Annotated in this window: 20 protein-coding genes; 14 read left to right on the top strand and 6 right to left on the bottom strand. The window is 69.0% G+C overall.

Annotated features, from left to right (window positions below; all coding sequences use genetic code 11):
- Positions 1 to 64: 64 nt before the first annotated feature.
- Positions 65 to 2,476 (bottom strand): glycoside hydrolase family 3 N-terminal domain-containing protein, encoded by a 2,412-nt coding sequence (locus ASD38_RS22090; protein WP_056463520.1) that lies wholly within the window; start codon positions 2,474 to 2,476, stop codon positions 65 to 67.
- Between the two features lie 188 nt (positions 2,477 to 2,664).
- On the opposite strand from ASD38_RS22090, the gene ASD38_RS22095 reads away from it, so the two are divergent.
- The 4 genes from ASD38_RS22095 to ASD38_RS22110 all read left to right on the top strand — a co-directional run bounded on the left by ASD38_RS22095 (position 2,665) and on the right by ASD38_RS22110 (position 8,774).
- Positions 2,665 to 3,930 carry an SGNH/GDSL hydrolase family protein gene (locus tag ASD38_RS22095; RefSeq protein ID WP_056463523.1) on the top strand — a complete coding sequence of 422 codons (1,266 nt, stop codon included), beginning with the start codon at positions 2,665 to 2,667 and terminating at the stop codon, positions 3,928 to 3,930.
- A 216-nt stretch (positions 3,931 to 4,146) separates the two neighbouring features.
- Complete coding sequence (locus tag ASD38_RS22100) at positions 4,147 to 7,926, top strand: LamG-like jellyroll fold domain-containing protein (RefSeq protein ID WP_056463527.1); 3,780 nt, start codon at positions 4,147 to 4,149, stop codon at positions 7,924 to 7,926.
- 51 nt (positions 7,927 to 7,977) lie between these two features.
- On the top strand, positions 7,978 to 8,181 hold the full coding sequence (locus tag ASD38_RS22105; protein ID WP_056463530.1) for a hypothetical protein: 204 nt from the start codon (positions 7,978 to 7,980) through the stop codon (positions 8,179 to 8,181).
- A gap of 314 nt (positions 8,182 to 8,495) precedes the next feature.
- On the top strand, positions 8,496 to 8,774 hold the full coding sequence (locus ASD38_RS22110; protein WP_056447131.1) for an HU family DNA-binding protein: 279 nt from the start codon (positions 8,496 to 8,498) through the stop codon (positions 8,772 to 8,774).
- 325 nt (positions 8,775 to 9,099) lie between these two features.
- Here the strand turns inward: ASD38_RS22110 and ASD38_RS22115 are convergent, their stop codons facing one another.
- Positions 9,100 to 9,918: a LytR/AlgR family response regulator transcription factor gene (locus ASD38_RS22115; protein ID WP_056447135.1), complete on the bottom strand. Its 819-nt coding sequence runs from the start codon at positions 9,916 to 9,918 to the stop codon at positions 9,100 to 9,102.
- The gene (locus ASD38_RS22120; RefSeq protein WP_056447137.1) at positions 9,915 to 10,973 is read right to left on the bottom strand and encodes a sensor histidine kinase; all 1,059 of its coding nucleotides are present in this window, start codon (positions 10,971 to 10,973) and stop codon (positions 9,915 to 9,917) included. Before ASD38_RS22120 ends, ASD38_RS22115 begins: the two co-directional genes overlap by 4 nt.
- Before the next feature lie 183 nt (positions 10,974 to 11,156).
- Here ASD38_RS22120 and ASD38_RS22125 point away from each other — a divergent pair, with 183 nt between their 5' ends.
- From ASD38_RS22125 to ASD38_RS22150, 6 genes are all read left to right on the top strand, one after another.
- The gene (locus ASD38_RS22125) at positions 11,157 to 11,423 is read left to right on the top strand and encodes a hypothetical protein (RefSeq protein ID WP_156390835.1); all 267 of its coding nucleotides are present in this window, start codon (positions 11,157 to 11,159) and stop codon (positions 11,421 to 11,423) included.
- Complete coding sequence (locus ASD38_RS22130; protein ID WP_056463536.1) at positions 11,413 to 11,853, top strand: hypothetical protein; 441 nt, start codon at positions 11,413 to 11,415, stop codon at positions 11,851 to 11,853. Before ASD38_RS22125 ends, ASD38_RS22130 begins: the two co-directional genes overlap by 11 nt.
- An 8-nt stretch (positions 11,854 to 11,861) precedes the next feature.
- Complete coding sequence (locus tag ASD38_RS22135) at positions 11,862 to 12,380, top strand: hypothetical protein (RefSeq protein ID WP_056463539.1); 519 nt, start codon at positions 11,862 to 11,864, stop codon at positions 12,378 to 12,380.
- Positions 12,381 to 12,646: 266 nt separating this feature from the next.
- On the top strand, positions 12,647 to 15,847 hold the full coding sequence (locus ASD38_RS22140) for a TonB-dependent receptor (RefSeq protein ID WP_056463543.1): 3,201 nt from the start codon (positions 12,647 to 12,649) through the stop codon (positions 15,845 to 15,847).
- Positions 15,848 to 15,995: 148 nt separating this feature from the next.
- The gene (locus ASD38_RS22145; protein ID WP_056463546.1) at positions 15,996 to 17,147 is read left to right on the top strand and encodes an aldose epimerase family protein; all 1,152 of its coding nucleotides are present in this window, start codon (positions 15,996 to 15,998) and stop codon (positions 17,145 to 17,147) included.
- Complete coding sequence (locus tag ASD38_RS22150; protein WP_056463549.1) at positions 17,144 to 17,971, top strand: oxidoreductase; 828 nt, start codon at positions 17,144 to 17,146, stop codon at positions 17,969 to 17,971. Before ASD38_RS22145 ends, ASD38_RS22150 begins: the two co-directional genes overlap by 4 nt.
- A gap of 152 nt (positions 17,972 to 18,123) precedes the next feature.
- On the opposite strand, the gene ASD38_RS22155 is transcribed toward ASD38_RS22150, so the two are convergent.
- The 3 genes from ASD38_RS22155 to ASD38_RS22165 are packed head-to-tail and all read right to left on the bottom strand — an operon-like array spanning position 18,124 to position 21,190.
- Positions 18,124 to 19,473 (bottom strand): hypothetical protein, encoded by a 1,350-nt coding sequence (locus ASD38_RS22155; RefSeq protein ID WP_056447157.1) that lies wholly within the window; start codon positions 19,471 to 19,473, stop codon positions 18,124 to 18,126.
- Between the two features lie 2 nt (positions 19,474 to 19,475).
- Positions 19,476 to 20,129, bottom strand: a complete 654-nt coding sequence (locus ASD38_RS22160; protein ID WP_056447161.1) for a cysteine hydrolase family protein — start codon at positions 20,127 to 20,129, stop codon at positions 19,476 to 19,478.
- Positions 20,126 to 21,190, bottom strand: a complete 1,065-nt coding sequence (locus ASD38_RS22165) for an LLM class flavin-dependent oxidoreductase (RefSeq protein ID WP_056463552.1) — start codon at positions 21,188 to 21,190, stop codon at positions 20,126 to 20,128. The genes ASD38_RS22160 and ASD38_RS22165 overlap by 4 nt, the downstream gene beginning before the upstream one ends.
- Before the next feature lie 99 nt (positions 21,191 to 21,289).
- Between ASD38_RS22165 and ASD38_RS22170 the strand changes: the two genes are divergently transcribed.
- The 4 genes from ASD38_RS22170 to arsC are packed head-to-tail and all read left to right on the top strand — an operon-like array spanning position 21,290 to position 23,293.
- Positions 21,290 to 21,661, top strand: a complete 372-nt coding sequence (locus tag ASD38_RS22170) for an ArsR/SmtB family transcription factor (RefSeq protein WP_056447167.1) — start codon at positions 21,290 to 21,292, stop codon at positions 21,659 to 21,661.
- Positions 21,658 to 22,206, top strand: a complete 549-nt coding sequence (locus ASD38_RS22175; protein WP_056447170.1) for an arsenate reductase ArsC — start codon at positions 21,658 to 21,660, stop codon at positions 22,204 to 22,206. The genes ASD38_RS22170 and ASD38_RS22175 overlap by 4 nt, the downstream gene beginning before the upstream one ends.
- Entirely contained in the window at positions 22,203 to 22,877 is a 675-nt protein-coding gene (locus tag ASD38_RS22180) for an MIP/aquaporin family protein (RefSeq protein ID WP_056463555.1), read from the top strand. The genes ASD38_RS22175 and ASD38_RS22180 overlap by 4 nt, the downstream gene beginning before the upstream one ends.
- Positions 22,874 to 23,293: an arsenate reductase (glutaredoxin) gene (gene arsC / locus ASD38_RS22185; RefSeq protein WP_056463558.1), complete on the top strand. Its 420-nt coding sequence runs from the start codon at positions 22,874 to 22,876 to the stop codon at positions 23,291 to 23,293. Before ASD38_RS22180 ends, arsC begins: the two co-directional genes overlap by 4 nt.
- Positions 23,294 to 23,400 lie beyond the last annotated feature (107 nt).

Below are 23,400 nucleotides of genomic sequence, written 5' to 3' on the forward strand. Positions count from 1 at the left end.
TCCTCCCCTGCGCAGCGGCGGAGGTGGCGCGGCGCGACGCGCCGTGACGGAGGGGGCGTCCCTACTAAGCGACGACCGTCAGCGTCGCCGGCTTCAACTGGGCCGAGTTCGGGCCCGACAGCAGGGTGAACTTGCCCGGCTCGACGACGCGCTTCATCTCCAGGTTCCACAGCGACAGGTCCAGCGGCGAAACCTCGAAGGTGACCGTGGTCTTGGCGCCGGGCGCCAGGGTCACGCGCTTGAAGTGCTTCAGCTCCAGCAGCGGACGGGTCACCGAGGCGGCCTCGTCGTGGATGTAGAGCTGGACCACCTCGTCGCCGGCGACCTTGCCGGTGTTGGTCACGTCGACCTCGACCTTGACGCTCTCGTTGGCGCCGATCTCGGCCTTGGCCGGGCGCGGAGCCGAGATGTCGAAGGTGGTGTAGGACAGGCCGAAACCGAACGGATAGAGCGGCGTCGTCTCGTCGAACAGATAGCCCCGACGCGAGGTGGGCTTGCGGTTGTAGTAGATCGGCAGCTGGCCCACGTCGCGGGCGATGCTGACCGGCAGCTTGCCGCCCGGATTGGCCCGGCCGAACAGGATATCGGCGGCGGCGTTGCCGGTTTCCTGGCCCAGGTACCAGCCCTCGACCAGGGCGTCGGCGCGTTCGGCCAACAGGTTGACCGACAACGGCCGGCCGTTGAGCAGAAACACGACGGTGGGCTTGCCCAGGTCGAAGATCGCCTTGGCCAGGTCGTTCTGCTGGCCCACCAGGTCCAGGCTGTCGCGGTCGCCCAGGTGGTTGTCGCCCCAGCCCTCGCGGCTGGTCTGCTCGTTGTCCCCCAGCACCATGACGATGACGTCGGCCTTCCTGGCCACCTCGACGGCCTCGGCGATCAGCTTGGCGTTGACGGCCGGGTCGACCAGCTTGACCTCGTCGGCGGCCCACACGCGGCTTTCGGTGATGCGCACGGCCTCGGCGTAGTCGAGCGTGAAGCCGCTGGTCTTGGCCTCGGCCTGCAGGCCGTCGAAGATCGACACCACGTGGCGCGGCACGTCGCTGTAGCCGCCGATCGGCGTGTCCTTGGCATGGGTGCCCAGCAGGGCCATGCGCTTGAACTTCGAGGGGTCGAGCGGCAGCAGGCCCTTGTCGTTCTTCAGCAGCACCACCGCCTTGCGGGCGGCTTCGCGGGCCAGGGCGACGGCGTCGGGCGTGGCGGTCTTGGCGTCGGCCGTCTTCTCGTCGGCATAGGGGTTCTCGAACAGCCCCCCGTCGAACTTCATCTCCAGCACCCGGGCCACGGCCACGTCGACCGTCGCCTGCGGAATGCGCCCCGACTTCACCAGTTCGGGGATCAGCACATAGGCCTCGCCGTCCGGCAGCTCGACATCGACGCCGGCGTTCAGGGCCATCACGGCCGTGTCCGCGAGGCTGTCGGTCAGCTTGTGGCGGGCGATCAGTTCCTTGATCGCGAAATAGTCGCTCTGGACCGAACCCTTGTAGCCCCACTCGTTACGCAGGATGTCGGTCAGCAGCCAGTGGTTGGCGTGGGACGGCACCCCGTCGATCTCGTTGTACGACGGCATGACCGAGCGCACCGGCAGCTCCTTCACCGCCCGTTCGAACGGCGGGAAGAAGTTCTCGCGCAGGGTGCGCTCGGCGATCTGGGCCGGGCCCACATTGGTGCCGTTCTCGGGCTGGCCGTGGCCGGTCATGTGCTTGAGGGTGACGAACACCTTGTCGGGCGCCAGCGGCAGGGTCTTGCCCTGGAAGCCGCGGATCGCCGCCAGGCCGATCTCGGCGCACAGATGCGGATCCTCGCCGTAGGTCTCCTCGATACGGCCCCAGCGCGGGTCGCGGGCCACGTCGACCACCGGGGCCAGGGCCAAGTTGGAGCCGCGGGCGCGCATCTCGCGGGCGGCGACGGCGAAGACCTTCTCGGTCATCTCGGTGTCGAAGGTCGAGGCCAGGGCGATGGCCTGCGGGAAGCTGGTGGCGTCGCGCGCGACATAACCGTGCAGGGCCTCGTCGTGCATCAACATCGGAATGCCCAGGCGGGTCTTCTCCATCGCCCACTTCTGGGCGGCGTTGATGTAGCGCGCGGTTTCCTTGGCGTTGCGGTTGACCGAGCCGTCGTCGGCGCCGGCGGCGGCGTCGACCACCGTGGCGGGCTTCAGGCCCTTGCGGTCGGTCGGGCGCGAGATCTGGCCCAGGCCGTTGGGGAAGTTCTTGCTGGCCTCCGTGGGCGAGAAGTCGCCGCTGGGAGTCTGGATCTTGGCCTTGGTCAGCCAGATGCCGATCAGCTGGGCGGCCTTCTCTTCCAGCGTCATGCGCGAGAGCAGATCGCGCACGCGCAGTTCGACCGGCTGGGTCGGATCCTTGTACAGCGGCTTGCCGGAAGCGGGCGCGGCGGCGCGGGCCAGGGTCGAGGAGGCGGCCGCCAAGGCGGCCAGGCTGACGCCGAGCGTGCGGCGAGTGACGGCGGTCTGGCTCATGATCTTTTCGTTTCCCCACGAATGGAACGGACCGTCGAACGGTCGATGGCGGCGTTGGTCGCCGACGTTGAGGACAGTATGGAAGGTGAGGTCAGACCACTCAAGTTTTTTATGGTACCGGTCTCATTTCCTCGCCTAGGATCGAGGCGAACAAGCAAGACCCCTCGTCGGAAGGGCTGGAGGAAACATTGGATATCGGAAAACGGGCCCTGGTCGGGCTGGCGATCGCTGTTTCGATCGGCGCCGCCCCCCTCTCGATCGCCCAGGCCGCCGCGGCCAAGACGCCGGAAGCCGAGCGCTGGGTGGGGTCCTGGGCCTCGTCCCAGATGATTCCGGCGGCCAAGGACGCCCTGCCCGCCGCCGACGTCACCGACGGCACGCTGCGCCAGACCCTGAGGCTCAGCACCGGCGGCGGCAAGATTCGCGTGCGGCTGTCCAACGCCTTCGGGACCGAGCCGCTGAAGCTGTCGGGCGTCCACGTCGCCCTGGCCGTTGCGTCCGGCTCGGCCCGCATCGACCCGGCCAGCGACCGCGCCCTGGCCTTCCTCGGCCGCCCCGACGTGATCATTCCGGCCGGCGCTGAATATCTGTCCGACCCGATCGACTTCCCGGCCGCGCCCCTGGCGAACCTGGCGATCACGATCCGCTTCGACGGCGCGCCCCCCGTCCAGCAGACCAGCCATCCGGGCTCGCGCACCACCTCGTGGTTCGGGGCCGGCGACCAGCTGGCGGCCGCCGAGCTGACCGGCGCCAAGTCGGTGGAACGCTGGTTCCAGATCTCCGGCGTCGACGTGCTGCGTCCGGCCGGCGCCAGCCTGGTGACGTTCGGCGACTCGATCACCGACGGTCACGGCGTCACCACCAACGGCGACAATCGCTGGCCCGACATCCTGGCCGCCCGCCTGCAGGCCGATCCGCGCACCAAGGGCGTGGGCGTGCTGAACGCCGGCATCGGCGGCAACCGGCTGCTGCTGGACGGCCTGGGCCCCAACGCCATGGCCCGCTTCGAGCGCGACGTGCTGAACCAGACCGGCGTCAAGTACGTCATCGTGCTGGAGGGCGTGAACGACCTGGGCACGCTGACCCGCGACAAGCCCGCCAGCCCCGAGGTCCATGCCGCCCTGGTGGCCCGGATGATCGCCTCGTACGACCAGATGATCCGTCGCGCCCGCGAGCGCGGGATCAAGGTCTACGGCGCCACCGTCATGCCCTACGGCGGCTCGGGCTACTACCATCCCGACGCGGCCAACGAGCAGGACCGCCAGGCGATCAACGCCTGGATCCGCACGCCCGGCCGTTTCGACGCGGTGATCGACTTCGACAAGTTGACGCGCGATCCGGCCAATCCCAGCCGCCTGGCGCCCGCCTTCGATTCCAACGACGGCCTGCATCCCGGGCCGGGCGGCTACAAGGCCATGGGCGAAGCGGTGCCGCTGGGCCTGTTCGTCCCCTGAGAGAGCGCCTTCAGGCGGCCGTCACCCCCGCTTCCGGCGAGGCTGACGGCCGCGGCCGAGCCTTCGCCGGGGGACGGCGTGCTGCACTTTGACCCGGTTCCCAAAACCCTCTCGCACGGAAACAAACCTGCAATATCTAGGCCGTAAGTCTTGGCGCCGCTGGAATGACACCGGTTTCCATAACAGACTCGAAACGAGCGATTTCAGGGAGGGCGAATGGCCCGCGTAAGACACACCCTCAAGGCCGCGCTGCTGCTGTCGGCCGCGCTGACCGTCGCCCCCGCCCTCGCCCACGCCGCTGACGACAGCGGCCTGCTGTTTCACCTGACGGGCGACAAGGGCCTGACCGCCGACGTCGCCGGCGGCGTGGCCGCGCCCAACTTCGCCGACAAGGTCAAGATCCAGAAGGACCCCATCCGCGGCGCCTATATCGAGGCGGCCGGCGACGAGACGCTCAGCTGGATGGCCCCGGGCAACATCTACGCCCAGCGCGGCACGCTCAGCTTCTACTGGCGGGCCCGCGATCCGGTCGGGACCACGCCCTTCCCGTTGTTCCGCGTCGGCTACGCCGACCACACCAGCTGGGACATGGCCTGGCTGCGCATCGACTGGAACGGCAAGGGCTTCGACGCCTTCGTCACCGACGACAACCTCTCGCGCGTGCGGGTCAGCACCACCGCCGCGCCGCCCAAGCCCGACCAGTGGATCCTGGTGACCTTCACCTGGGACGAGGCCAAGGGCATCGCCCTCTACATCGACGGCAAGCCGGTGGCCTCGAAGGCCCAGACGGCCGCCCTGGACGCGGGCCTGGACCAGTTCGGCCCGCACAGCCGGGTGATCTCGCCCCACCAAGTGCAGAGCGCCTACCAGTTCGTCCGCGGCGGCGACGTCGACGACATCCGCGTCTACGACCGCGCCCTGGACGAGGCCGCCGTGGCCGGCCTTGCCGCCGGCAAGGACCCCGCCCCAGGGAGCGCGACCACCGACGCCCAAGAACGCTCGAAGACCTGGCTCTATCGCTACGGCTGGAACCGTCCCGCCGATCCGCCGCCCTACCTGGCCGACGCCAGGACGGTGATCCGCAAGGTCGAGTTCGCCGACCAGTACGACCGCCAGCAGCGGATGAGCCAGGGCTCGGACGGCATCGCCGAGACCACCTGGCCCGGCGTCTATAACCGTTCGAAACTGCCCGGCCGCCACGACTATTTCGAGCTGCCCGACTGGAACACCTATGTCGAGGGCGGCAAGGCCGTCACCTTCATCCTGCCCGACGAGCCCTATAACCGCCTGGAGTTCCAGGGCGCGGCCTACGGATCGCTGACCACCATCGACGCGGCCGGCAAGGAGACCCCGCTGGCCAAGCGCGCCAAGGGCGAGCTGCGCACCTTCAACCAGTTCGCGGCCCTCAGGGGCGGCAAGCTGCGCTTCGACAACGTGGTGCAGGAGACCCCGATCCAGGAGCTGGCGGCCTACAACGTCACGGCCGCCGCCGAACCGGACGAGTTCACCCTGGCCTACGTCGTGCGCCCCGGCGCCGACCCGGCGACCTACCCCTCGCTGGACGAGCTTTCGACCTTCGTGAAGGGCCGGTACGCGGCCGGCGAGCGGACCATCGTGACCGCCCTGCCCGCCTCCGCGCCCAGCAAGCCCCGCGCCGACGCGGCCGCGGCTCCCGGCCAGCCGATCGTCCACGTGCTGATCCCCGCCGACTTCCGCCAGAACCGCCCCGGCGGTCCGGTCGGCAAGTTCCAGTACGGCTGGCAGGGCATGGACGCGGGCCTGGACGGCGTGGCGCTCGACATCCCCGCCCTGAACGTCAAGGCCACCCACGGCGGCCTGTTCCCGCTGAACATCAAGATCAAGGACCCGCTGTGGCCGGGCCGCGACCTGATCGACGTCAACGTCTCGGTCAAGCCGGGCGAGGCCCGCACGGTCTATCTCGACACCCGCGACCGCATGCTGCCGGAAGGCAGGAGCCTGTATCTGAGCATCGCCGGGGCCGGCGGCGACTTCGACGCCAAGTCGCTGGACGGCATGGCCGTGCGCCTGAAGTTCAAGCCCTCGGCCGACGCCAAGGCCGAGCACGTCGCCGACCGCCTGGCCCAGGCGCGCGACAACCTGGCCTTCCTGGTCGAGGAGCACGACGTCTCCAAGCGCCTGGCCCGCTACGCGCGGCTGGACCTGGAGCTGTCGGACTTGCTGCGCGTCGATCCGACCAACCCGCACGGCCGCGAGATGTGGTTCGAGCTCAATCCCGAGCAGCCGGGCCCGGCCGTCACCGTGCCGACCGCGCCGGCCGGCGTGCCCAAGTGGGCGTTCCTGCAGGTCGAGGATCTCAAGCGGGTGCGCCACTTCATCGAGTGGTGGATCGACAAGCGCCAGGACGCCTATGGCGACTTCGGCGGCGGGATCTCGGACGACGACGACCTGACCGCCCAGTGGCCGCCTCTGGCCCTGATGGGCGACATCCCCGACAAGACCACCGCCTCGCTGAACGCCCTGCTCGACGCGGCCTACAAGAACGACATGATCCCGGCCGGTCTGTCGAAGATCAAGACCGACGAGCTGCACTCGTACGAAGAGGCGATCAACCTCAAGGCCGAGGCCATGTACACCAGCTACGGCGACCCCAAGATCGTCGAGCGGATGATGGAGACGGCCCGGGCCTATCCGATCGTCGCCAACAAGGGCGAGGACGGCCACGTCCACATCCTCAGCCGCTACTTCTCGGCCACCGACGTGTCGCGCGACGGGCCCTGGGGCTGGTCGCACCCCTATTCGTACCTGATCCTGCATCCCGGCATGCTGCTGGGCGACTTCAACGGCGATCCGACGATGCGCAAGCTGATCGTCGAGCTGGCCGACGGCCATCTGGCGCACGGCAAGCAGGATCCGGACGGGACCTGGCGCTATCCGGAAGACATCAACGCCGCCACCGGCCAGTCGCGCGGCGAACTGACCGGCAAGGGCCGCGGCAACGTCGCGACCATGCAGCTGTTCTGGGCCGCCTGGCGCTGGACCGGCGACGAGAAGTACCTGCGCCCCCTGAGGGGCGAGATCGTCCACCAGTCGGGCCGCGGTCTCGAGGAGCTGAACAGCGACGTGATCGACATGCTGGGCCTGCGCGCCCAGGCCACGCCGATGATCAAGTCCATGGTCGCCAAGGGCTCGGACGATCCGTTCACCCTGTACGAGGCCTGGCGCTCGACCGGCGACACCGCCTATCTGGAAAAGGTCTACGGCGACGAAATCACCACCGCCGAGCAGCGAATGTGGATGATGACCGAGGCCCACTGGTGGAGCGACCGGGTGGAGCTGTTCAGCGACATCCTGCAGCGCTCGCGCCTCGGCGGCATGGCTCTGCGCCGCAATCAGATGTTCCCGGGCCATCTGGTCAGCTGGCGGTTCGATACGCCGACCGCGGCCGAGGACGTCGGCATCCTGGTCACCGGCGGACAGAAAAGCTTCAAGGTCACCGGCTACAACCTGACCGGCCAGCCGCTGCACGCGGTGATGACGGGGTGGGACGTCGCGGCCGGCCAGTGGTCGGTGGCGCGCGCCGTGGAGGGTTCGGCCGAGCCGGCTTCGTCGGTCGCCTTCGAACGCACCACCGGCCTGGACCTGACCTTCGCCCCCGGCAAGACCACGACCTGGGAGTTCACCCTGCAGACCCCCGCCGCCACGCCCGTGACCGAACGTTCCGACCTCGGGATCGGCCGAGACGACGTCAAGGCCGGCAAGTCGGGCCTGACCGTCACCGTGCACAGCCTGGGCGCCAAGCCCGCCCCGGCCTCGGTGGTGGTGGTGGAGGACGCCTCGGGCAAGGAATTGGCGCGGACGACCACGCCCGTGCTGCCCGCGCCCCTGGACTTGAAGCCCAAAACCGTTCAGGTCGCCCTGAAGGCCAACTGGAAGACCGGCTACCGCGTCCGCATTCTCCCCCCCGCTGGCGCGCCGGAAATCACTCAGCTCAACAATATCGTCATCGCCCCCTGATTTAGCTTGGAGACCCCGGAGCGGATGCGCTCCGGGGACGTTGCCTCACCCATGCCCGAAACCCTCACCGTACCTCGCGACATCGTCCAACGCCTGCGCGCCCGGCTTCCCGCCGTCACGCGCGAGCACCTGTTCGACTGCTACGCGATCAGCGAGACCACCTGGACCAAGCTGCGCGACGGCAAGCCGATCAAGCGCTCGACGCTGGATCGGATCCTCCAGCGCTACGAACGGCTTCTGTCCCTGGCGGCGTGACGGCTCGGGGCGCGCGGCCCAGGGCCGAATCTCCACGCCCTCGAAAACGGCCTCGGAAGTCGATTCTCGAGGATTCGCCGTTCCTCTTCGCAGGCGCACAATCGGTTCGCACCTGCGCAAAGGCTTTCCGGCGCCCTGCCGAAATCTCCGTTAACCACCAATAAAGGGTTGTTATAGCGAGGATTTTCCGCAACCTAGCGCCCGCCAGCCGTCCTCGGGAAGGCGCGTTAACCCTCGCTTTTATGATGAGGTGACAAAGCGCGTTCAGCCCGGCAGGGTTGGCTCTCTTTTGATTCCAGCAGATGAGCTGATTTATGAACGTTTCGGATCTGGTCGACGCCGCCGTGGCCGCCGACGACAAGCTGACCAAGACTCAGGCCAAGGCCATCATCGACGGCGTCTTCAAGTCGCTGACCGACGCCGCCGTGAAGGGCGAAGAAGTCTCGATCCCGGGCTTCGGCAAGTTCAAGGTCCAGGCCAAGCCGGCCCGCACCGGCCGCAACCCCTCGACGGGCGCCGCCATCCAGATCGCGGCCAGCAAGAAGGTCGCCTTCACGCCGGCCAAGCAACTGAAGGACGCCGTCAACGGCTAATCCCTCGGCGAGCGGCCGGCCTCACCGCCGGCCGCTCATCCGGCCTTCCAGCGCGAAAGCCTGAAGCGCCCGCCCGTCGGTTCGACCGATGCGGCTTTTCCGGACGGCCCCTGGCCTCCGACGCGGCGGTTCCGCCCCCGCGCTCTGTCTTCCAAGACAATCAAAGACGCTAGCCAGCTCAATCGACATTAGGCTTCGGCAGCGAAGACCTCGTCCTTCGACAAGCTCAGGATGAGGTTTTCTATTGCCGCCGCCTGCACACTGGTCCTCATCCTGAGCTTGTCGAAGGACGAGGGCCACGCACCAGGCTTGACGGTCGATAGACCTACGACGGCTCGGACCTCCCCGCCCGTCCCGACGACCGGCGGAACAGCCGTCGCACGGCCGCGGCATGGCTGCGGCCCACCGCCGGCCGGGCGCCCGTCGACAGCACCGCCGTCAGCCCGCCGCCCGGACGCGGCGCCAGCTGGGCCACCCGGTCGCGCTGGACCACCGCCGACCGGTGGATGCGCACGAAGGCCTCCGGGTCCAGCCGTTCGACCAGGCCGCGGATCGAGTCCCGGACCAGATAGCTGCGCGTCCCGACATGCAGGCGGACATAGTCGCGCTCGGCCTCGATCCAGTCCAGGTCGCGCACCAGCACCCGCTGGGCCCCGCCCCGGCCCTCGATCCACAGCTCGGTCTCGAAGTTGCTCGCCGCGCCTCGCCCCTCGGCTCTGAGGTCCTGGACGATGGCCCGCAGCTCGCCGATCCGCTGCTCGGCGTCGCGGGCGCGGATCTGGGCCCGGGCCCGAGCCAGGGCCTCGGCCACCCGCGGCCCGTCGAACGGCTTGAGCAGATAGTCCACCGCCGCCAGGTCGAAGGCCTGGATGGCGTAGCGGTCGAAGGCGGTGGCGAAGATCACCACGGGGCCGTCGGGACCGGCCAGGGCGCGGGCCACGCTGACCCCGTCGCGGCCGGGCATCTTGATGTCGATGATCACCACCTGGGCGGCGGTCTCGCGCGCCAGGGCCAGGGCCTGGTCGCCGTCGGCGGCGGTCGCGACGATCCGCACGTCCTCGACCTCGGCCGTCAGGCGCCGCAGGCGGCGCAGGGCCAGGGGCTCGTCGTCGGCCAGCAGGACGGTCAACGCCTCGTCGCTCATGGCGCGCGCTCCAGCGGCAGGTCCAGCCGCACCTGGAAACCCCTGGGCTCGCGCGAGCCGCAGGTCAGGGCCGCCTGGTCGCCGTAGCGGGTCTCCAGCCGCCGGCGGACGTTCTCCAGCCCCACGCCCAGGCCCGGCGGCCCGCCCACCGCCCCGACCCCGTCGTCGGTGACGGTGATCGACATCCGGCCGTCGCGCTGGGCGGCGACCACCTCGATGACGATGGGCTCGCTGGTGCGCGCCAGGCCGTGCTTGACGGCGTTCTCGATGATCGGCTGCAGGATCAGGTTGGGCACCAGGGCGTCGGCCAGGGCCTTGGGCGTGCGCTCGACGTAGCGCAGGCGCTCGCCGAACCGGATCTGCTCGATGGCCACATACTGCCGCTCGCCGTCCAGCTCCTCGGCCAGGGTGACCATCTCGCGCACGTCGCGCTCCAGCGAGCGGCGCAGGAAGCCCGACAGGCCCAGGATCATCTGCTCGGCGCGGTCGTTCTGCCGCTCCATCACCAGGGTGGCCAGGGCGTTGAGGGTGTTGAACAGGAAGTGCGGACTGATCTGGTAGCGCAGCATGCGGTTCTGGGTCTCGGTGGCCAGCACCCGCGCCGCCTCCAGCTTGAACCGGGCTTCGCGCGCGGCCAGATCGGCGTGCACGGCCATGAAGATCGCCGCCCAGGCCGCGAAGAACCAGAACACCGTGCGGCTGATCGACATCACGCCCCAGAAGGTCGACTCCGGCCAGCGCGGCAGGATGGCGCAATAGACCGTGTAGTCGACCACGCCGAACACCAGCGAGCCGACCAGCGACAGGCCGGCGACCAGGGCCAGACGCCGCACGAACGGCCAGGGCGTCGAGCGCAGCAGCACCGGCCCCATGGCCTGGCACATCAGGGCGCCGATCAGGCAGACCACCGCGCGCCGGAACGCCCCGTCCCAGAAATGCGGGGCCTTGGCGCTGACCCAGCCCAGGGTCATGGCGGCGTAGGCCAGCAGCCAGACCCCCGTCGTGGCGATCAGGATGGTCCGGGTCTGCTGCTGGGCGGCCGGCGTCGACGTCATGGGCCATTGTCGCCGCTGGGGGCTCGCGCGCAAAGCGCCGTTCGCAGACATGACGAGACCGTTGGCAGACGATCGCGCCGCTCGCAGCAGAACGCCGACCGTTGGTCTCCGAGCGCCTGACAGGCCGGTCCCGGCGGGCAAGATCAACGGGCCAAGATTCTCATGCTCACGGAGGGAGCCCAGATGACCGCGCGCTCCAACATCCCGATGCTGACCCTGCGGGCGCAGATCACCATCGAGGTCTCGGCGCTGGACTATGTCGAGGCGGCCGAGCACCAGCGGCGGGCCGAGGCCCTGTTCGCGGCCGTCCGCGCCGAATACCCCGCGGCCGCCTTCGCCTTCCACCACCTGCGACCCAAGCTGGCGGGCGAGGCCAAGACCGGCGAACCGACCGCGCCGCGCCGCTACAAGACCCGTCCGCGCGTCCTGGCGGTCTATCATGACAGCTGAGGTCGTGCGCATCCGCCGCCGCGACGCGGTGCTGGCCGCGCTGGAAAGCTTCCGGCGGATCCACCCCGCCATCAGCCTGACCAGCGTCCGGGCCTTCCTCTATGTCGCCGAGAACCCGGGCATCAATGTCACCGAGCTGGCCGTGGCCTGCGGGCTGACCGACGCCGGCGCCTCGCGCGTGTCGCGCGCCCTGGCCGGACCGCAGATCGACCGGCCGCTGCCGCCGTCCCTGGGTCTGCTGGCGTGCGAGGTCAGCGCCGTCGATCCGCGCGAGCGCCTGCTGTGGCTGTCGCCGCGCGGCCAGGCCCTGGTCGAACGCATCGAGCAGTTGATCGCCGCCCAGACGCCGATCGCCCTGCCCGCCGCCGCCCTGTCCGACGACCAGCCGGACCCCGAATCCGCTCCCATCCGCGCCACGCGCTCGCACTGAGAGACCCCATGCGAATATCCTTTCGGAAGACCGAAATCGGCCCCCTGACCGCGATCCTGGGCGGCGGGCTCACGGCCGCCTTGCTGGACATCACCTACGCCTTCGTCTTCTTCGGCCTGCGCGGGGCAAATCCGGTCCGGATCCTGCAGACGATCGCCAGCGGCGTGCTGGGCAAGGCGGCCTATCAGGGCGGCGCCGGCGCGGCGGTCCTCGGCGCCGTCCTCCATGCCGGCATCGCCGTGGTCATGGCCGCGGTCTATGTCTCGGCCAGCCGCGTGCTCCCCGCGTTGAACAGGCGGCCCTGGCTGTGGGGACCGCTGTACGGGATCGGCTGCTATCTGGTCATGAACTACGTCGTGCTGCTGCTGAGGTTCGGCCCCCGGCCGGCTCCGCACCTCGAGGTGCTGGTGGGCGGCGTGGCCATCCACATGTTCGGCGTCGGCCTGCCGATCGCCCTGTTCGCGGCCCGCGCGGCGCTTTCGTCCCGCCTTCCCGGCTCGACCTCCACGCCCCAGCCCGCCGCCTGACCCCCGCCGGCTCGCGTCAAAACCGGTTCAGCTCTCATCGACCTCGTCGATGAGAGCTTTCGCGCGTCATTACTTGAATATATAGCCCCGTAGTTATCCATAATTCAAATGTACTTACCGATCAGTATTGAAATTCAACCGTGTCGACGCTGTGACAACATTTCAGTATTTCAATAATAAGCGTAAGTTCTATTGACCTGACACGCCGTAATTCGCTGTCTGAAGGTATCGCGAAAGCTTTTCGCCTTCCACGAACAGGGGGTTACATGTCCGCCAATTCGAACTCATCCAACCGACGATTCCAGTCTCCGGCCGCTTCCCGGCGCGCGCGGCTCCTGGCCTCGACCATGGCGGCGGGCCTGGCCTGCATCGCCGCGCCCGCGGGTCTGGCGGTCCTGATCGGCCTGGCGCCGCAGGCGGCCCTGGCCCAGGACTACAGCTCCGGCGCCCTGGCGGGCACGGTCGCCGACGCCAACGGCACGCCGGTGGCCGGCGCCTCGGTCAAGGTCAAGTCGCTGGCCCAGGGCTTCGAGCGCGACCTGACCACCGACGCCGACGGCCAGTTCCGCATCGCCCTGATCCCGTCGGGCGGCTACTCGGTCTCGATCAGCAAGGCCGGCTACCAGGCGGTCAACAACCCCAACGTCCGCGTCACCGTCGGTTCGACCGCCAATTTCGGCTTCACGATCAACGAGGAAGGCGCGGCGGTCTCGGAGGTCGTCGTCACCGGCACGGCCAATCCGCAGCTGGACTTCGCCGGCACCACGACGGGCCTGGTGGTCGATGTCGAGACCCTGACCAAGCAGGTGCCGATCTCCCGCAACCTCACCGCCCTGGTCCTGCTGGCCCCGTCGGCGATCCCCGGCGACTCCAGCACCAACTTCGTCGTCCAAGGGCAATCCCAGCCCGCCGTCGGCGGCGCCTCGGTCGGCGAGAACGTCTTCTATATCAACGGCTTGAACATCAGCAACTTCGTCAACGGCATCGGCGCGGCGGTCGTGCCGTTCGAGTTCTACAAGTCGGTCGAGGTCAAGACCGGCGGCTATCCGGCCGAATTCGGCCGCGGCACCGGCGCGATGATCAACGCCGTGACCAAGTCGGGCTCCAACGACTTCATGTTCGCCCTGCACGGCAGCTACGAGCCGGACAAGTGGCGCGAGCAGATGCCCAACACCACGATCGCCCGCAACTCGCTGGCCCATCGCACCGACAACAGCTTCACGGTCGAGGCCGGCGGCCCGATCATCCGCGACCGCCTGTTCTTCTACGGCCTGGCCAGCTTCCAGAACCTGGAGGCCCAGAACGCGACCAACAACACCTCGCCCACCGCGGTGCGCAGCAGCGTGACCAAGGACCGCACGGCCGACCCGTTCTACGCCTTCAAGCTGGACGGCTACATCACCGACAGCCAGCACCTGGAGCTCACCTATTTCGACACCAGCCGCAAGCGTAAGCGCGACAGCTATCAATACACCCTGGCCGACGAGCAGATCCTGCCGGAGCGCGCCAGCGCCGACAGCCTCTACCAGGGCGGCGAGAACTATGTGGCGCGCTACACCGGAACCTTCACCGACTGGCTGACGATCTCGGCCGCCTATGGCCGCAGCGAGGTCGACAACAAGTCGATCAGCAATCTGCTCACCGAGTCCCTGGTGCAGGACAACCGCACGGGCACGGCCTCGACGGTCAGCCGCCAGACCGCCAGCTCGGCCACCGTGCCGTCCCTGGCCCAGCGCGAGTTCTATCGCGCCGACGCCGACCTCTATTTCAAGTTCTTCGGCGACCACCACATCCGCGGCGGGTTCGACGAGGAGAAGACCCTGCTGACCCAGTTCACCGTCCGCAACGGCGAGCGCAACTGGATCTACCGCAAGGCCGGCGCCAGCGGCGCCCAAGGCGGCGCGATCGGGCCGAACCAGGAATATGTCGAGATGCGCCGCTTCGAGTCCGGCGGCGGCTACAGCGGCAAGAACAAGGCCTATTACATTCAGGACGCCTGGGACGTCACCAACGCCCTGACCCTGAACCTGGGCGTCCGCAAGGACCAGTTCTCGGTGATGAATCCGCTGGGCCAGGTGTTCTCGTCGTTCGACGACGAGATCGGCCTGCGCCTGGGCTTCGCCTACGATCTGTTCGGGGCGCGCACCGACAAGCTGTACGGGTCCTACGGCCGGACCTATCTGCCGGTGGCGTCCAACACCGCCTTCCGCGCCGCCTCGCCCGCCATCGACGCCTCGGAGTTCTTCTTCCCGATCGGCGGCCCCGGCTCGACCTTCACCCTCGATCCGAAGACCGGCAAGCCCATCGGCGGCGTGGGCGCCCAGGCCACCGGCGGCAGCCTGGTGCCTTGCGTGGCGACGGTGAAGAGCATCGCGCCGGTCGGGACCCAGGCCTGCGTGATCCGCAACAACGGCCTGGCGCCCGATCCGGACACGGTCTCGGCCCTGAACCTCAAGTCCACCTATCAGGACGAATACATCCTGGGCTTCGAGCACCGCTTCAACGCCCTGTGGAGCGGCGGCGTCAACCTGACCTACCGCGACCTGGGCCGGGTCAGCGAAGACGCCGTGATGGACCAGGGCATCCGGGTCTGGTGTTCGGCCAACGGTTTCGCCCAGACCAACGCGGCCAAGACCGGCTGCACCGACGTCTGGAACGGCACCCACCAGTTCCTGATCATCAACCCGGGCAGCGACGTGAAGGTCAAGCTGTCCAACCCCTTGCCCGGCGAAACCACCGCCCGGACGATCACCATCACTGCCCAGCAGATGGCCTTCCCCAAGGCCAAGCGCGAATATCTGGGGCTGGAATTCAACTTCGACCGCGAGTTCGACGGCAAATGGGGGCTGAGGGGCTCCTACATCCTGTCGGAGTCCAAGGGCAATTTCGAAGGGGCGGCCCGCTCGGACAACGGCCAGACCGACGCCGGCATCACCGTCGACTTCGACCGTCTGGCCTACATCCCCGGAGCCTATGGCCTGCTGCCAAACCACCGGGGCCACCAGATCAAGCTGTTCGGCTCCTACGCCGTCCTCGAGGACCTGCTGTTCGGCGGCAATCTGTCGGTGCTGTCGCCGCGCAAGTACGGATGCATCGGCCTGGCCGCGCCCAACTCGGCGCCGGACTGGCAGGAGGCCAACGCCGACGGCGCCAACGCGCGCTTCTGCGGCGGCAAGATCGTCAATCGCGGGACCTCGTTCGAAAGCGACTGGGTCACCCGCTTCGACGTCTCGATGCGCTACACGGTCCCGGCCAAGTACGTTCCCCTGATGCCGGGAGTGGGCAGCGAGGGCGACAGCAACCTCGTGCTGCGGGCCGACATCTTCAACGTCTTCAACCTGCAGGGCGCCACCGACTTCGACGAGTTCGGCGAAACCGCCGGCGGCCAGGCCAGCGCCACGTACGGCAAGGTCAGGGCCTACCAGGCGCCGCGTTCGGTGCGCCTGGGCTTCGACTGGCAGTTCTAGGCCAAGCGTCCCCCACGGCCTGAATCGGGAGGCCGTTTCCGATCCGTCGGAAGCGGCCTCTTGATCTCGCCGGCCATTTTGCCGACACCGGTTTCCATAACAGCTCGGCCCAAGCGGTACTGGGAGGGGCGATCTTGGGAAGGAAGCCATGGCTGTCGCAGCGAACCAGACCCGGGCCGCGCTCGCCCCCGCCCTGCTGTTCGCCGCCGGACTGCTCTGCGCGCCCTCCGCCGACGCCCTGGCCGCCACCGCGACCCGCGCGCCCTACGGCGTCACCGCCGCCGGCGCCCCCGTCGAGATCTTCACGCTGAAGAACGACCACGGCATGACGGTCAAGGTGCTGTCCTACGGCGGCGTCATCACCCAGGTCGACGTCCCTGACCGCCAGGGCAGGATCCAGAACGTCGCCCTGGAGCTGGCCGACCTGAAGACCTACGAGGCCCGGGCCAATTTCAGCTCGCTGCTGGGCCGCTACGCCAACCGGATCTCGAACGGCGGCTTCTCGATCGACGGCGTCCGCCACGACCTGCCCAGCAGCGCCGAGGGCGTCTCCTCGCACGGCGGCCCCACGGGCTTCTCCACGCGGCTGTGGACCGGGACGCCGTTCAAGCGCCACGGCGCGGCCGGCGTCACCCTGGCCTACACCGCCGCCGACGGCGAAGGCGGCTATCCCGGAACCCTGAAGGTCGCCGTGACCTACACGGTCACCCGCCAGAACGTCCTGCGCATCGACTATCGCGCGACCACCGACAAGCCGACGGTGATCAATCTCAGCCACCACGTCTATTTCAACCTGGCGGGCGGCGGGACCATCTACGACCAGACCGCCCAGGTGCTGGCCCAGAGCTTCACCCCGATCAACGCGCGCAAGCTGGCGACCGGCGAGATCGCGCCCGTCGCCGGCAGGGCCCTGGACCTGCGCGAGCCGGTCCGCCTGGGCGACCGGGTCACGGCCGACGATCCCCAGATCAAGTTCGCCAACGGCTTCGACCACAACTTCGTCGTCGACGGCGGCGGGCGCGGCAAGCTGGTCCCCGCCGTCCGCGTGGCCGACCCGGCCAGCGGCCGCACCCTGGAGGTCGCCACCACCCAGCCGGGCGTCCAGCTGTTCACCGCCAACAGCTTCAACGGAACCCTCAAGACGCCCGACGGTCGTCCGCTCGAGAAGGGCGCGGGCCTGGCCATCGAGACCCAGCACTTCGCCGACAGCCCCAACCACCCCAACTTCCCGTCGACCGTGCTGCGGCCGGGGCGGACGTTCAGGCAGACGACGGAGTTCCGGTTCGGGGTGAACCCATGACCAGGACCTGGCTGATCACGGGCGTCTCCGGCGGGCTGGGACGCGAGATCGCCCGAGCGGCCCTGGCGCGCGGCGACATGGTGTTCGGCACTGTGCGCCAGGCGGCCGACGCCGACGCTTTCGCGCGGCTGGGCGGCCAGGCCCTGATCCTCGACGTCACCGACGAGGCCGCCGTGAAGGCGGGCGTCGCCCGGGCCGAGGGCGTCGCGGGCCGGATCGACATCCTGGTCAACAACGCCGGCTACGGCCTGGTCGGGGCGGTGGAGGAGGCCTCGCTCGACGAGGTTCGCGCCCAGTTCGAGACCAACCTCATCGGCCCGCTGGCGATGCTGAAGGCGGTGCTGCCGGCCATGCGCGCCCGCCGCGCCGGGCGGATCATCAACATCACCTCGGTCTCGGGCTTGGCGGTCTGGGCCGGCACCGGCGTCTATTGCGCCAGCAAGTGGGCGCTGGAAGGCCTGACCCAGACCCTGGCCGCCGAGGTGGCCGAGTTGGGGATCAAGGTGACCAATGTCGCCCCGGGCGGCCTGCGCACCGGCTTCTCCGCCGGCTCCAAGGCCGTCGTCGCCGGCAAGATCGCCGACTATGACGGTCTGGCCCGCGACGCCGAGCGGATCATGGCCGACCACGCCGGCCGCGAGCCCGGCGACCCGGCCAAGGCGGCCCAGGCCATCCTGACCATCGCCGACGAAGAGGCCCCGCCCCTGCACCTGTTGCTGGGCGAGGACGCCCTGACCTACGCCGGCCGCGCCGCCGCCGGCCTGCAAGCCGACATCGACGCCCGGAGGGATCTGAGCCTGTCGATCGGCTTCGCCGAGCGCTAGGGCGCGCCGCTCCTAACTCCGGTGCGTGGTCCTCGTCCTTCGACAAGCTCAGGATGAGGACCAAGTGCAGGCGGTGGCCGTAGAAAACCTCATCCTGAGCCTGTCGAAGGACGAGGTTTTCGCTGCCGAGGCCGACGGTCGGCGATCACGCTCTAGACGCCGTCCCCGGCATCCGCCCGCCCGCAGATCGCCAAGGCCGTCAGGGCGTAGACCAGGGCGCTGTCGACCAGGTCCTGGGGCGTGGGCCGCCAGCGGCGGAAGCCGGTGGTGATGGCCGGGATGCGCTGCATGTTGAACACGTTGTGGTCGCGCCACATGCTGGAATAGACCGGGTCGGCCAAGGCGACCGGATGGCCGAGGCTGAGCCTGGTGGCGTCGTCGACGGCGGCGACCAAGGGGGCCACCTCGCGGGCGTCGGCCTCGAAGCCGTGGCGCGCCACCACCGGCTCGATGTCGATCCGGCCCAGGCCGTTGTCGCGGACCATGGCCTCCAGCGAGCGCTGGACGTCGGCCACCCGCTGCTTGGGGGTCAGGCCGACCTCGAGATAGAGGTTCACCACTTCCGTCCCCGCCCCGAAGGCGAACGGCACGCCGCCGCGGATCGAGTCGATCTGCGACCTGGGCTGGGCCACGCCGCCGGGGCTTTCGTAGCGATTGTTCGTCTCGTACGCGCCGCTCCAGGCGTGGATGGCGTCGGTCAGCTTGCCGATCCTGTAGATCGGATTCGGATGCTGGGCCGCCGTGGCCGGATGCTCAAGCAGCGGGGTGAACACCCCCTCCCCCCAGACCCGCAACCGGAACACCGCATAGCCGCAGCCCACCCAGGTCAGGCCGAAATCGCAGCCCTCGGCGGCGATGGCGTAGTCCGGGGCCACGCCCCCATGGTGGAACAGGTAGTGGGCCCCGATGTCCTTGCCCATATAGGCGACGCCCCGGTGCTCCTCGATCGGCTCGGGGCCGATCTCGCCGGGACAGGCGGTCAGATAGAGTTTGCCCGCCAGGTCGTAGCCGGCCGTCTTCAGCGCCTTGGCGGCGATCATGAAGCAGCTCATCGGGCCGCGATCGTTGGCGATCGGATAGCCGTACAGCTTGCCGTCCTCCAGCCAGCACTTTTCCCATTCGGGATTGGCCAGGGTCTCGGGCGCGTACTTGTAGGCGTCCAGATCCGGGTTCCAGGTCGGGGCCTCGGTGTCGAGGTGGGCGGTGAACAGCAGGTTCTTGCCCCCAATGGTGTTGGAGCCCTTGCCGCCGTAGGTCCCGATGATGTTGGGGCGCTCGGGCGTGGCCCCCACCTTGCGCGGCGAAAAGCCCTCGCGCGCCATCCAGTCGTGGACGTAGTTGGCGACTTCGAGCTCCTTGCCGGAGGGCGCGGGGATGTTGCCCAGGGTCAGGGCCAGTTCGACGATCTCGTCCTGGCTGATGGCGGCGGCGATGGCGGCGCGGTCGGCGTCGGTGACCTGGTAGGGCGCGCGGGCGTCCAGGGGCGGAAATCCGTCGGCCATGCTCAGGCGGTCCCTTTCCACGCGGCCGCCACCGCGGCCGTGTCGGTCAGGATCGCGCTGTTCAGCGCCATCACCTTCAGCGACGCGGCGTGGATGTCCGCCTCGTAGGCGGCGCAGGCGTCGGCGGCGACGAACACGTGGTAGTCCAGGTCGAAAGCGTCGCGGACCGTGCCGTCGACGCAGCACTCGGTGGTCAGGCCCGCCACCACCAGGGTGTCGACGCCCATCCTGGTCAGCCGCATGTCCAGATCGGTGCCGACGAAGCCGCTGTAGCGGGTCTTGGACACCACCAGTTCGCCCGGCGCCGGCTTGGGGCCGTAGAACTCCGAGCCCGCCTGCCCGGCCCGGCACAGGGCCGCGCCGACCTCGGGGTCGCCGCCGCGCCGGCGCATGCGCTCGCTCCAGGCCGCGGAGTCGGTCTCCGGCGTGGTCGACAGGCCCACGAACACCACCGGCACGCCGGCCGCGCGGGCCGCGGCGACCAGCTTTTCGGCGGCCGCCAGGGCGGGCTCGACCACGCTCATGTCGATGAACGCGCCCAGAACCCCGTCCGGCGAGGCGAAGTCGACCTGCATGTCGATCACCAGCACCGCCGTGCGGCCCGGCGCGATCCAGGCGGCCAGGCCGTCAGCGGTCTCGGCGCTCGCGGCGCTCACGAATAGACCGCCCGCAGGCCCGGCAGGATGTCGCCCCCGAACATGGTCAGGCCCTCGACATAGTCGGGGAAGATCAGCATCAGCCCGTCCAGCTGGCAGTAATCGACGAACGCCTCGATCTGCTCGGCGCAGGTCTTCGGCGCGCCGACCACGGTGTGGGTCATGAAGGCCCCCTGCTGGGCCGCGACGCTCGACAGCTTCTCGGCCGGCACGCCCCAGCTGGCCAGCATGGCCAGGATCGCGGCCATGTCGGCCCCGTCCTTGTAGTGCTCGACCATCGCCTGGGCCTTGGCGTCGGTGTCGCCGTGGACCACCGTGCACATGGCGTAGGTCTTGATGCTCTTGCCCAGGGCCCGCGCGGTCTTCTTGGCGCGCAGCGAGGCGTCGCGGCGCTCGTCGGCCGTGCGGCCGCCGATGAAGCAGACGTCGGCCTCGCGCACCGAGAACTGGAAGCCCCGGTCGCTCATGCCCGCGCAGATCAGCTCCGGACGCGGCTTGGCCAGCGGCTTGGGCTTGGACTGGCAGTCCTTCATCGTGAAGAACTTACCGGCGAAATCGACGCTGTCCTCGGCCCACAGGCGCTTGACGATGCAGGTCCATTCCTCGGTCAGGGCGTAGCGGTCGTCGTGCGAGAGGCTGTCGTCCCAGGCGCCCATCTGGTCGAACTCGCCCTTATAGGCGCCGGCCACGATGTTCAGGCCCGCGCGGCCGCCGCTGATGTGGTCGAGGGTGGAGATCAGCTTGGCCGCCACGGCCGGGTTCTGCAGCAGCGGGTGGATGGTGGCCCAGATGCGCACGCTCGACGTGGCCTCGGCGATGCCGGCCATCATGGTCACCGACTCCAGGGCCGTGCCCCAGTGGTCGGTCTCGCCGCCGAAGCCGCGGAACTTGGCCATGGACATCACGAAGTCCATGCCGACCTGGTCGGCGAGAACCGCCGCGGCCCTGTTCTGCGGATAGAGGCCGTCGAGGACCGGCGTGGTCTTTGAAATGATCCAGCCGCCGTTGGCGACCGGCAGGAACACGCCGAAGTCCTTGTGCTTGGATGGGCTGTGGAACAAGGCGGCTCCTCCTTACGCGACGTCTGGAAGCATACTGGGAACCGGTTCCGGTCTCGAAGCCATATTCCTTTCGTCACATATTTCGATCATATTGGAAGTATGGAATCAAAAGCCGCCGCCGCGACTCTCTCCGCCCTGGGCCACGAGGGCCGACTGGCGATCTTCCGCCTGTTGGTGCAGGCCGGCGCGCAAGGCGTCGCGGCCGGCGAGATCGCCCGCCGCCTGGACATGATTCCCAACACCCTGTCGGCCAATCTGAACGTCCTGTCCCACGCCGGCCTGATCGGCTCGCGGCGCGAGGGGCGCTCGATCATCTATGCGGCCGACTACGGCGCCATGAGCGGCCTGCTGGGTTTCCTGATGCAGGATTGCTGCGACGGAGCGCCCGAGATCTGCGCGCCGCTCGGCGACATTCTGGCCAGGGCCGCCGCCTGCGATGCAACCTGCCTGGCCGAACCGGAGACCGCATGAGCGACCAACCCGATCACCGCCCGCTGAACGTCCTGTTCCTCTGCACCCACAATTCGGCGCGATCGATCTTCGCCGAAGCCATCATGAACCGCGTGGGCGCGGGCCGCTTCCGGGCCTTCTCCGCCGGCTCGGCGCCCAGCGGAACGGTCAATCCGCACGCCCTGAACCTGTTGAAGCACCTCAACCACAAGACCGACGGCCTGCGCTCCAAGCCCTGGGACGAGTTCGCCGTGTTGAACAATCCCGACGCGCCCGAGCTCGATTTCGTGTTCACCGTCTGCGACAACGCGGCCGGCGAGGTCTGCCCGATCTGGCCCGGTCAGCCGATGAGCGCCCATTGGGGCGTTCCCGACCCCTCGGCCGCGACCGGCACGGACGCCGAGATCGCCCTGGCCTTCGCCGAGGCCTATCGCCAGCTGAACAGTCGCATCACCCTGTTCTGCGCCCTGCCCATGGCCTCGCTGGACCGGCTGTCGCTGCAACGCCGCCTGGACGAGATCGGCAAATCGACCGCCTCCGACAAAGCGGGCGCCTCGGCGCGATGACCGTCTTTTCCCTGTCGCGCCGCCTCGCCGCCGAAGCCCTCGGCTCGGCCCTGCTGCTGGCGGTCGTCATCGGCTCCGGAGTCATGGGCGAGCGGCTGTCCGGCGGAAACGTCGCCATCGCCCTGCTGGGCAACACCCTGGCGACCGGCGCCGGGCTGGTGGTGCTGATCACGGTGTTCGGACCGATCTCGGGCGCGCATTTCAATCCCGCCGTCACCCTGGTCGTCCTGCTGCGCCGCGACATCAAGGCCCAGCAGGCCCTGCTCTACGCCGTCGCCCAGATCGTCGGCGCGGTCGCGGGCGTCTGGCTGGCCCACGCCATGTTCGCCGAGCCCATCCTGCAGATCTCGACCAAGCTGCGCGACGGTCCGGCCCAGATGCTGGCCGAGACGGTCGCCACCTTCGGCCTGGTCGCCACGATCCTCGGCGTCGGGCGCTTCCGCCCCGACTTCACGGCCGTCGCGGTCGGGCTTTACATCACCGCCGCTTACTGGTTCACCGCCTCGACATCGTTCGCCAATCCGGCGGTCACCGTGGCGCGCAGCCTGTCGAACACTTTCGCCGGCATAGCGCCCGCCTCGGCCCCCGCCTTCATCCTCGCCCAGTTCGTCGGCGCCCTGACGGCGGCCTTGACGTTCGGATGGCTTCTCAAGGAAAAACCCGCCCCATGACCGACGCCGATTTTCCCATCACCATCTTCCACAATCCCGGCTGCGGCACCTCGCGCAACACTCTGGCGATGATCCGGGCGGCCGGATACGCGCCCTCGGTGGTGGAGTATCTGAAGACCCGCTGGACCCGCCAGCAACTGGCCGAGCTTCTGGCCCAGGGCGGCGTGCGGCCGCGCGAGTGGCTGCGGGTCAAGGGCACGCCCGCCGAGGCCCTGGGCCTGACCGCGCCCGAGGTTTCCGACGACGCGATCCTGGACGCCATGATCGCCGAGCCGATCCTGGTCGAGCGCCCGATCGTGGTCAGCCCCAAGGGCGTGCGGCTGTGCCGGCCTTCGGAGCGGGTGTTCGACCTGCTGGAGACCGCGCCGGAAAGCTTCACCAAGGAAGACGGCGAGGTCGTCCGCCCGCGCGGCTAGCTTTCGGGGGCGCGGATTGTCCGTGAACGGAGACTGTCGCAAATCTGTCGCCAAACTGTGACAAATGACGGCGGCACAGGACGTACAGTTTGTTCGTTCCCTCCTTA

Source organism: Caulobacter sp. Root487D2Y, assembly GCF_001427165.1.
Taxonomy (GTDB): domain Bacteria; phylum Pseudomonadota; class Alphaproteobacteria; order Caulobacterales; family Caulobacteraceae; genus Caulobacter.

What these genes read in the sequence shown, in the direction of transcription:
- ASD38_RS22090 (WP_056463520.1), bottom strand. Translation starts at nt 2,476, where the DNA reads ATGAGCCAGACCGCCGTCACTCGCCGCACGCTCGGCGTCAGCCTGGCC.
- ASD38_RS22100 (WP_056463527.1), top strand. Translation starts at nt 4,147, where the DNA reads ATGGCCCGCGTAAGACACACCCTCAAGGCCGCGCTGCTGCTGTCGGCC.
- ASD38_RS22105 (WP_056463530.1), top strand. Translation starts at nt 7,978, where the DNA reads ATGCCCGAAACCCTCACCGTACCTCGCGACATCGTCCAACGCCTGCGC.
- ASD38_RS22110 (WP_056447131.1), top strand. Translation starts at nt 8,496, where the DNA reads ATGAACGTTTCGGATCTGGTCGACGCCGCCGTGGCCGCCGACGACAAG.
- ASD38_RS22115 (WP_056447135.1), bottom strand. Translation starts at nt 9,918, where the DNA reads ATGAGCGACGAGGCGTTGACCGTCCTGCTGGCCGACGACGAGCCCCTG.
- ASD38_RS22120 (WP_056447137.1), bottom strand. Translation starts at nt 10,973, where the DNA reads ATGACGTCGACGCCGGCCGCCCAGCAGCAGACCCGGACCATCCTGATC.
- ASD38_RS22125 (WP_156390835.1), top strand. Translation starts at nt 11,157, where the DNA reads ATGACCGCGCGCTCCAACATCCCGATGCTGACCCTGCGGGCGCAGATC.
- ASD38_RS22130 (WP_056463536.1), top strand. Translation starts at nt 11,413, where the DNA reads ATGACAGCTGAGGTCGTGCGCATCCGCCGCCGCGACGCGGTGCTGGCC.
- ASD38_RS22135 (WP_056463539.1), top strand. Translation starts at nt 11,862, where the DNA reads ATGCGAATATCCTTTCGGAAGACCGAAATCGGCCCCCTGACCGCGATC.
- ASD38_RS22140 (WP_056463543.1), top strand. Translation starts at nt 12,647, where the DNA reads ATGTCCGCCAATTCGAACTCATCCAACCGACGATTCCAGTCTCCGGCC.
- ASD38_RS22145 (WP_056463546.1), top strand. Translation starts at nt 15,996, where the DNA reads ATGGCTGTCGCAGCGAACCAGACCCGGGCCGCGCTCGCCCCCGCCCTG.
- ASD38_RS22150 (WP_056463549.1), top strand. Translation starts at nt 17,144, where the DNA reads ATGACCAGGACCTGGCTGATCACGGGCGTCTCCGGCGGGCTGGGACGC.
- ASD38_RS22155 (WP_056447157.1), bottom strand. Translation starts at nt 19,473, where the DNA reads ATGGCCGACGGATTTCCGCCCCTGGACGCCCGCGCGCCCTACCAGGTC.
- ASD38_RS22170 (WP_056447167.1), top strand. Translation starts at nt 21,290, where the DNA reads ATGGAATCAAAAGCCGCCGCCGCGACTCTCTCCGCCCTGGGCCACGAG.
- ASD38_RS22175 (WP_056447170.1), top strand. Translation starts at nt 21,658, where the DNA reads ATGAGCGACCAACCCGATCACCGCCCGCTGAACGTCCTGTTCCTCTGC.
- ASD38_RS22180 (WP_056463555.1), top strand. Translation starts at nt 22,203, where the DNA reads ATGACCGTCTTTTCCCTGTCGCGCCGCCTCGCCGCCGAAGCCCTCGGC.
- arsC (WP_056463558.1), top strand. Translation starts at nt 22,874, where the DNA reads ATGACCGACGCCGATTTTCCCATCACCATCTTCCACAATCCCGGCTGC.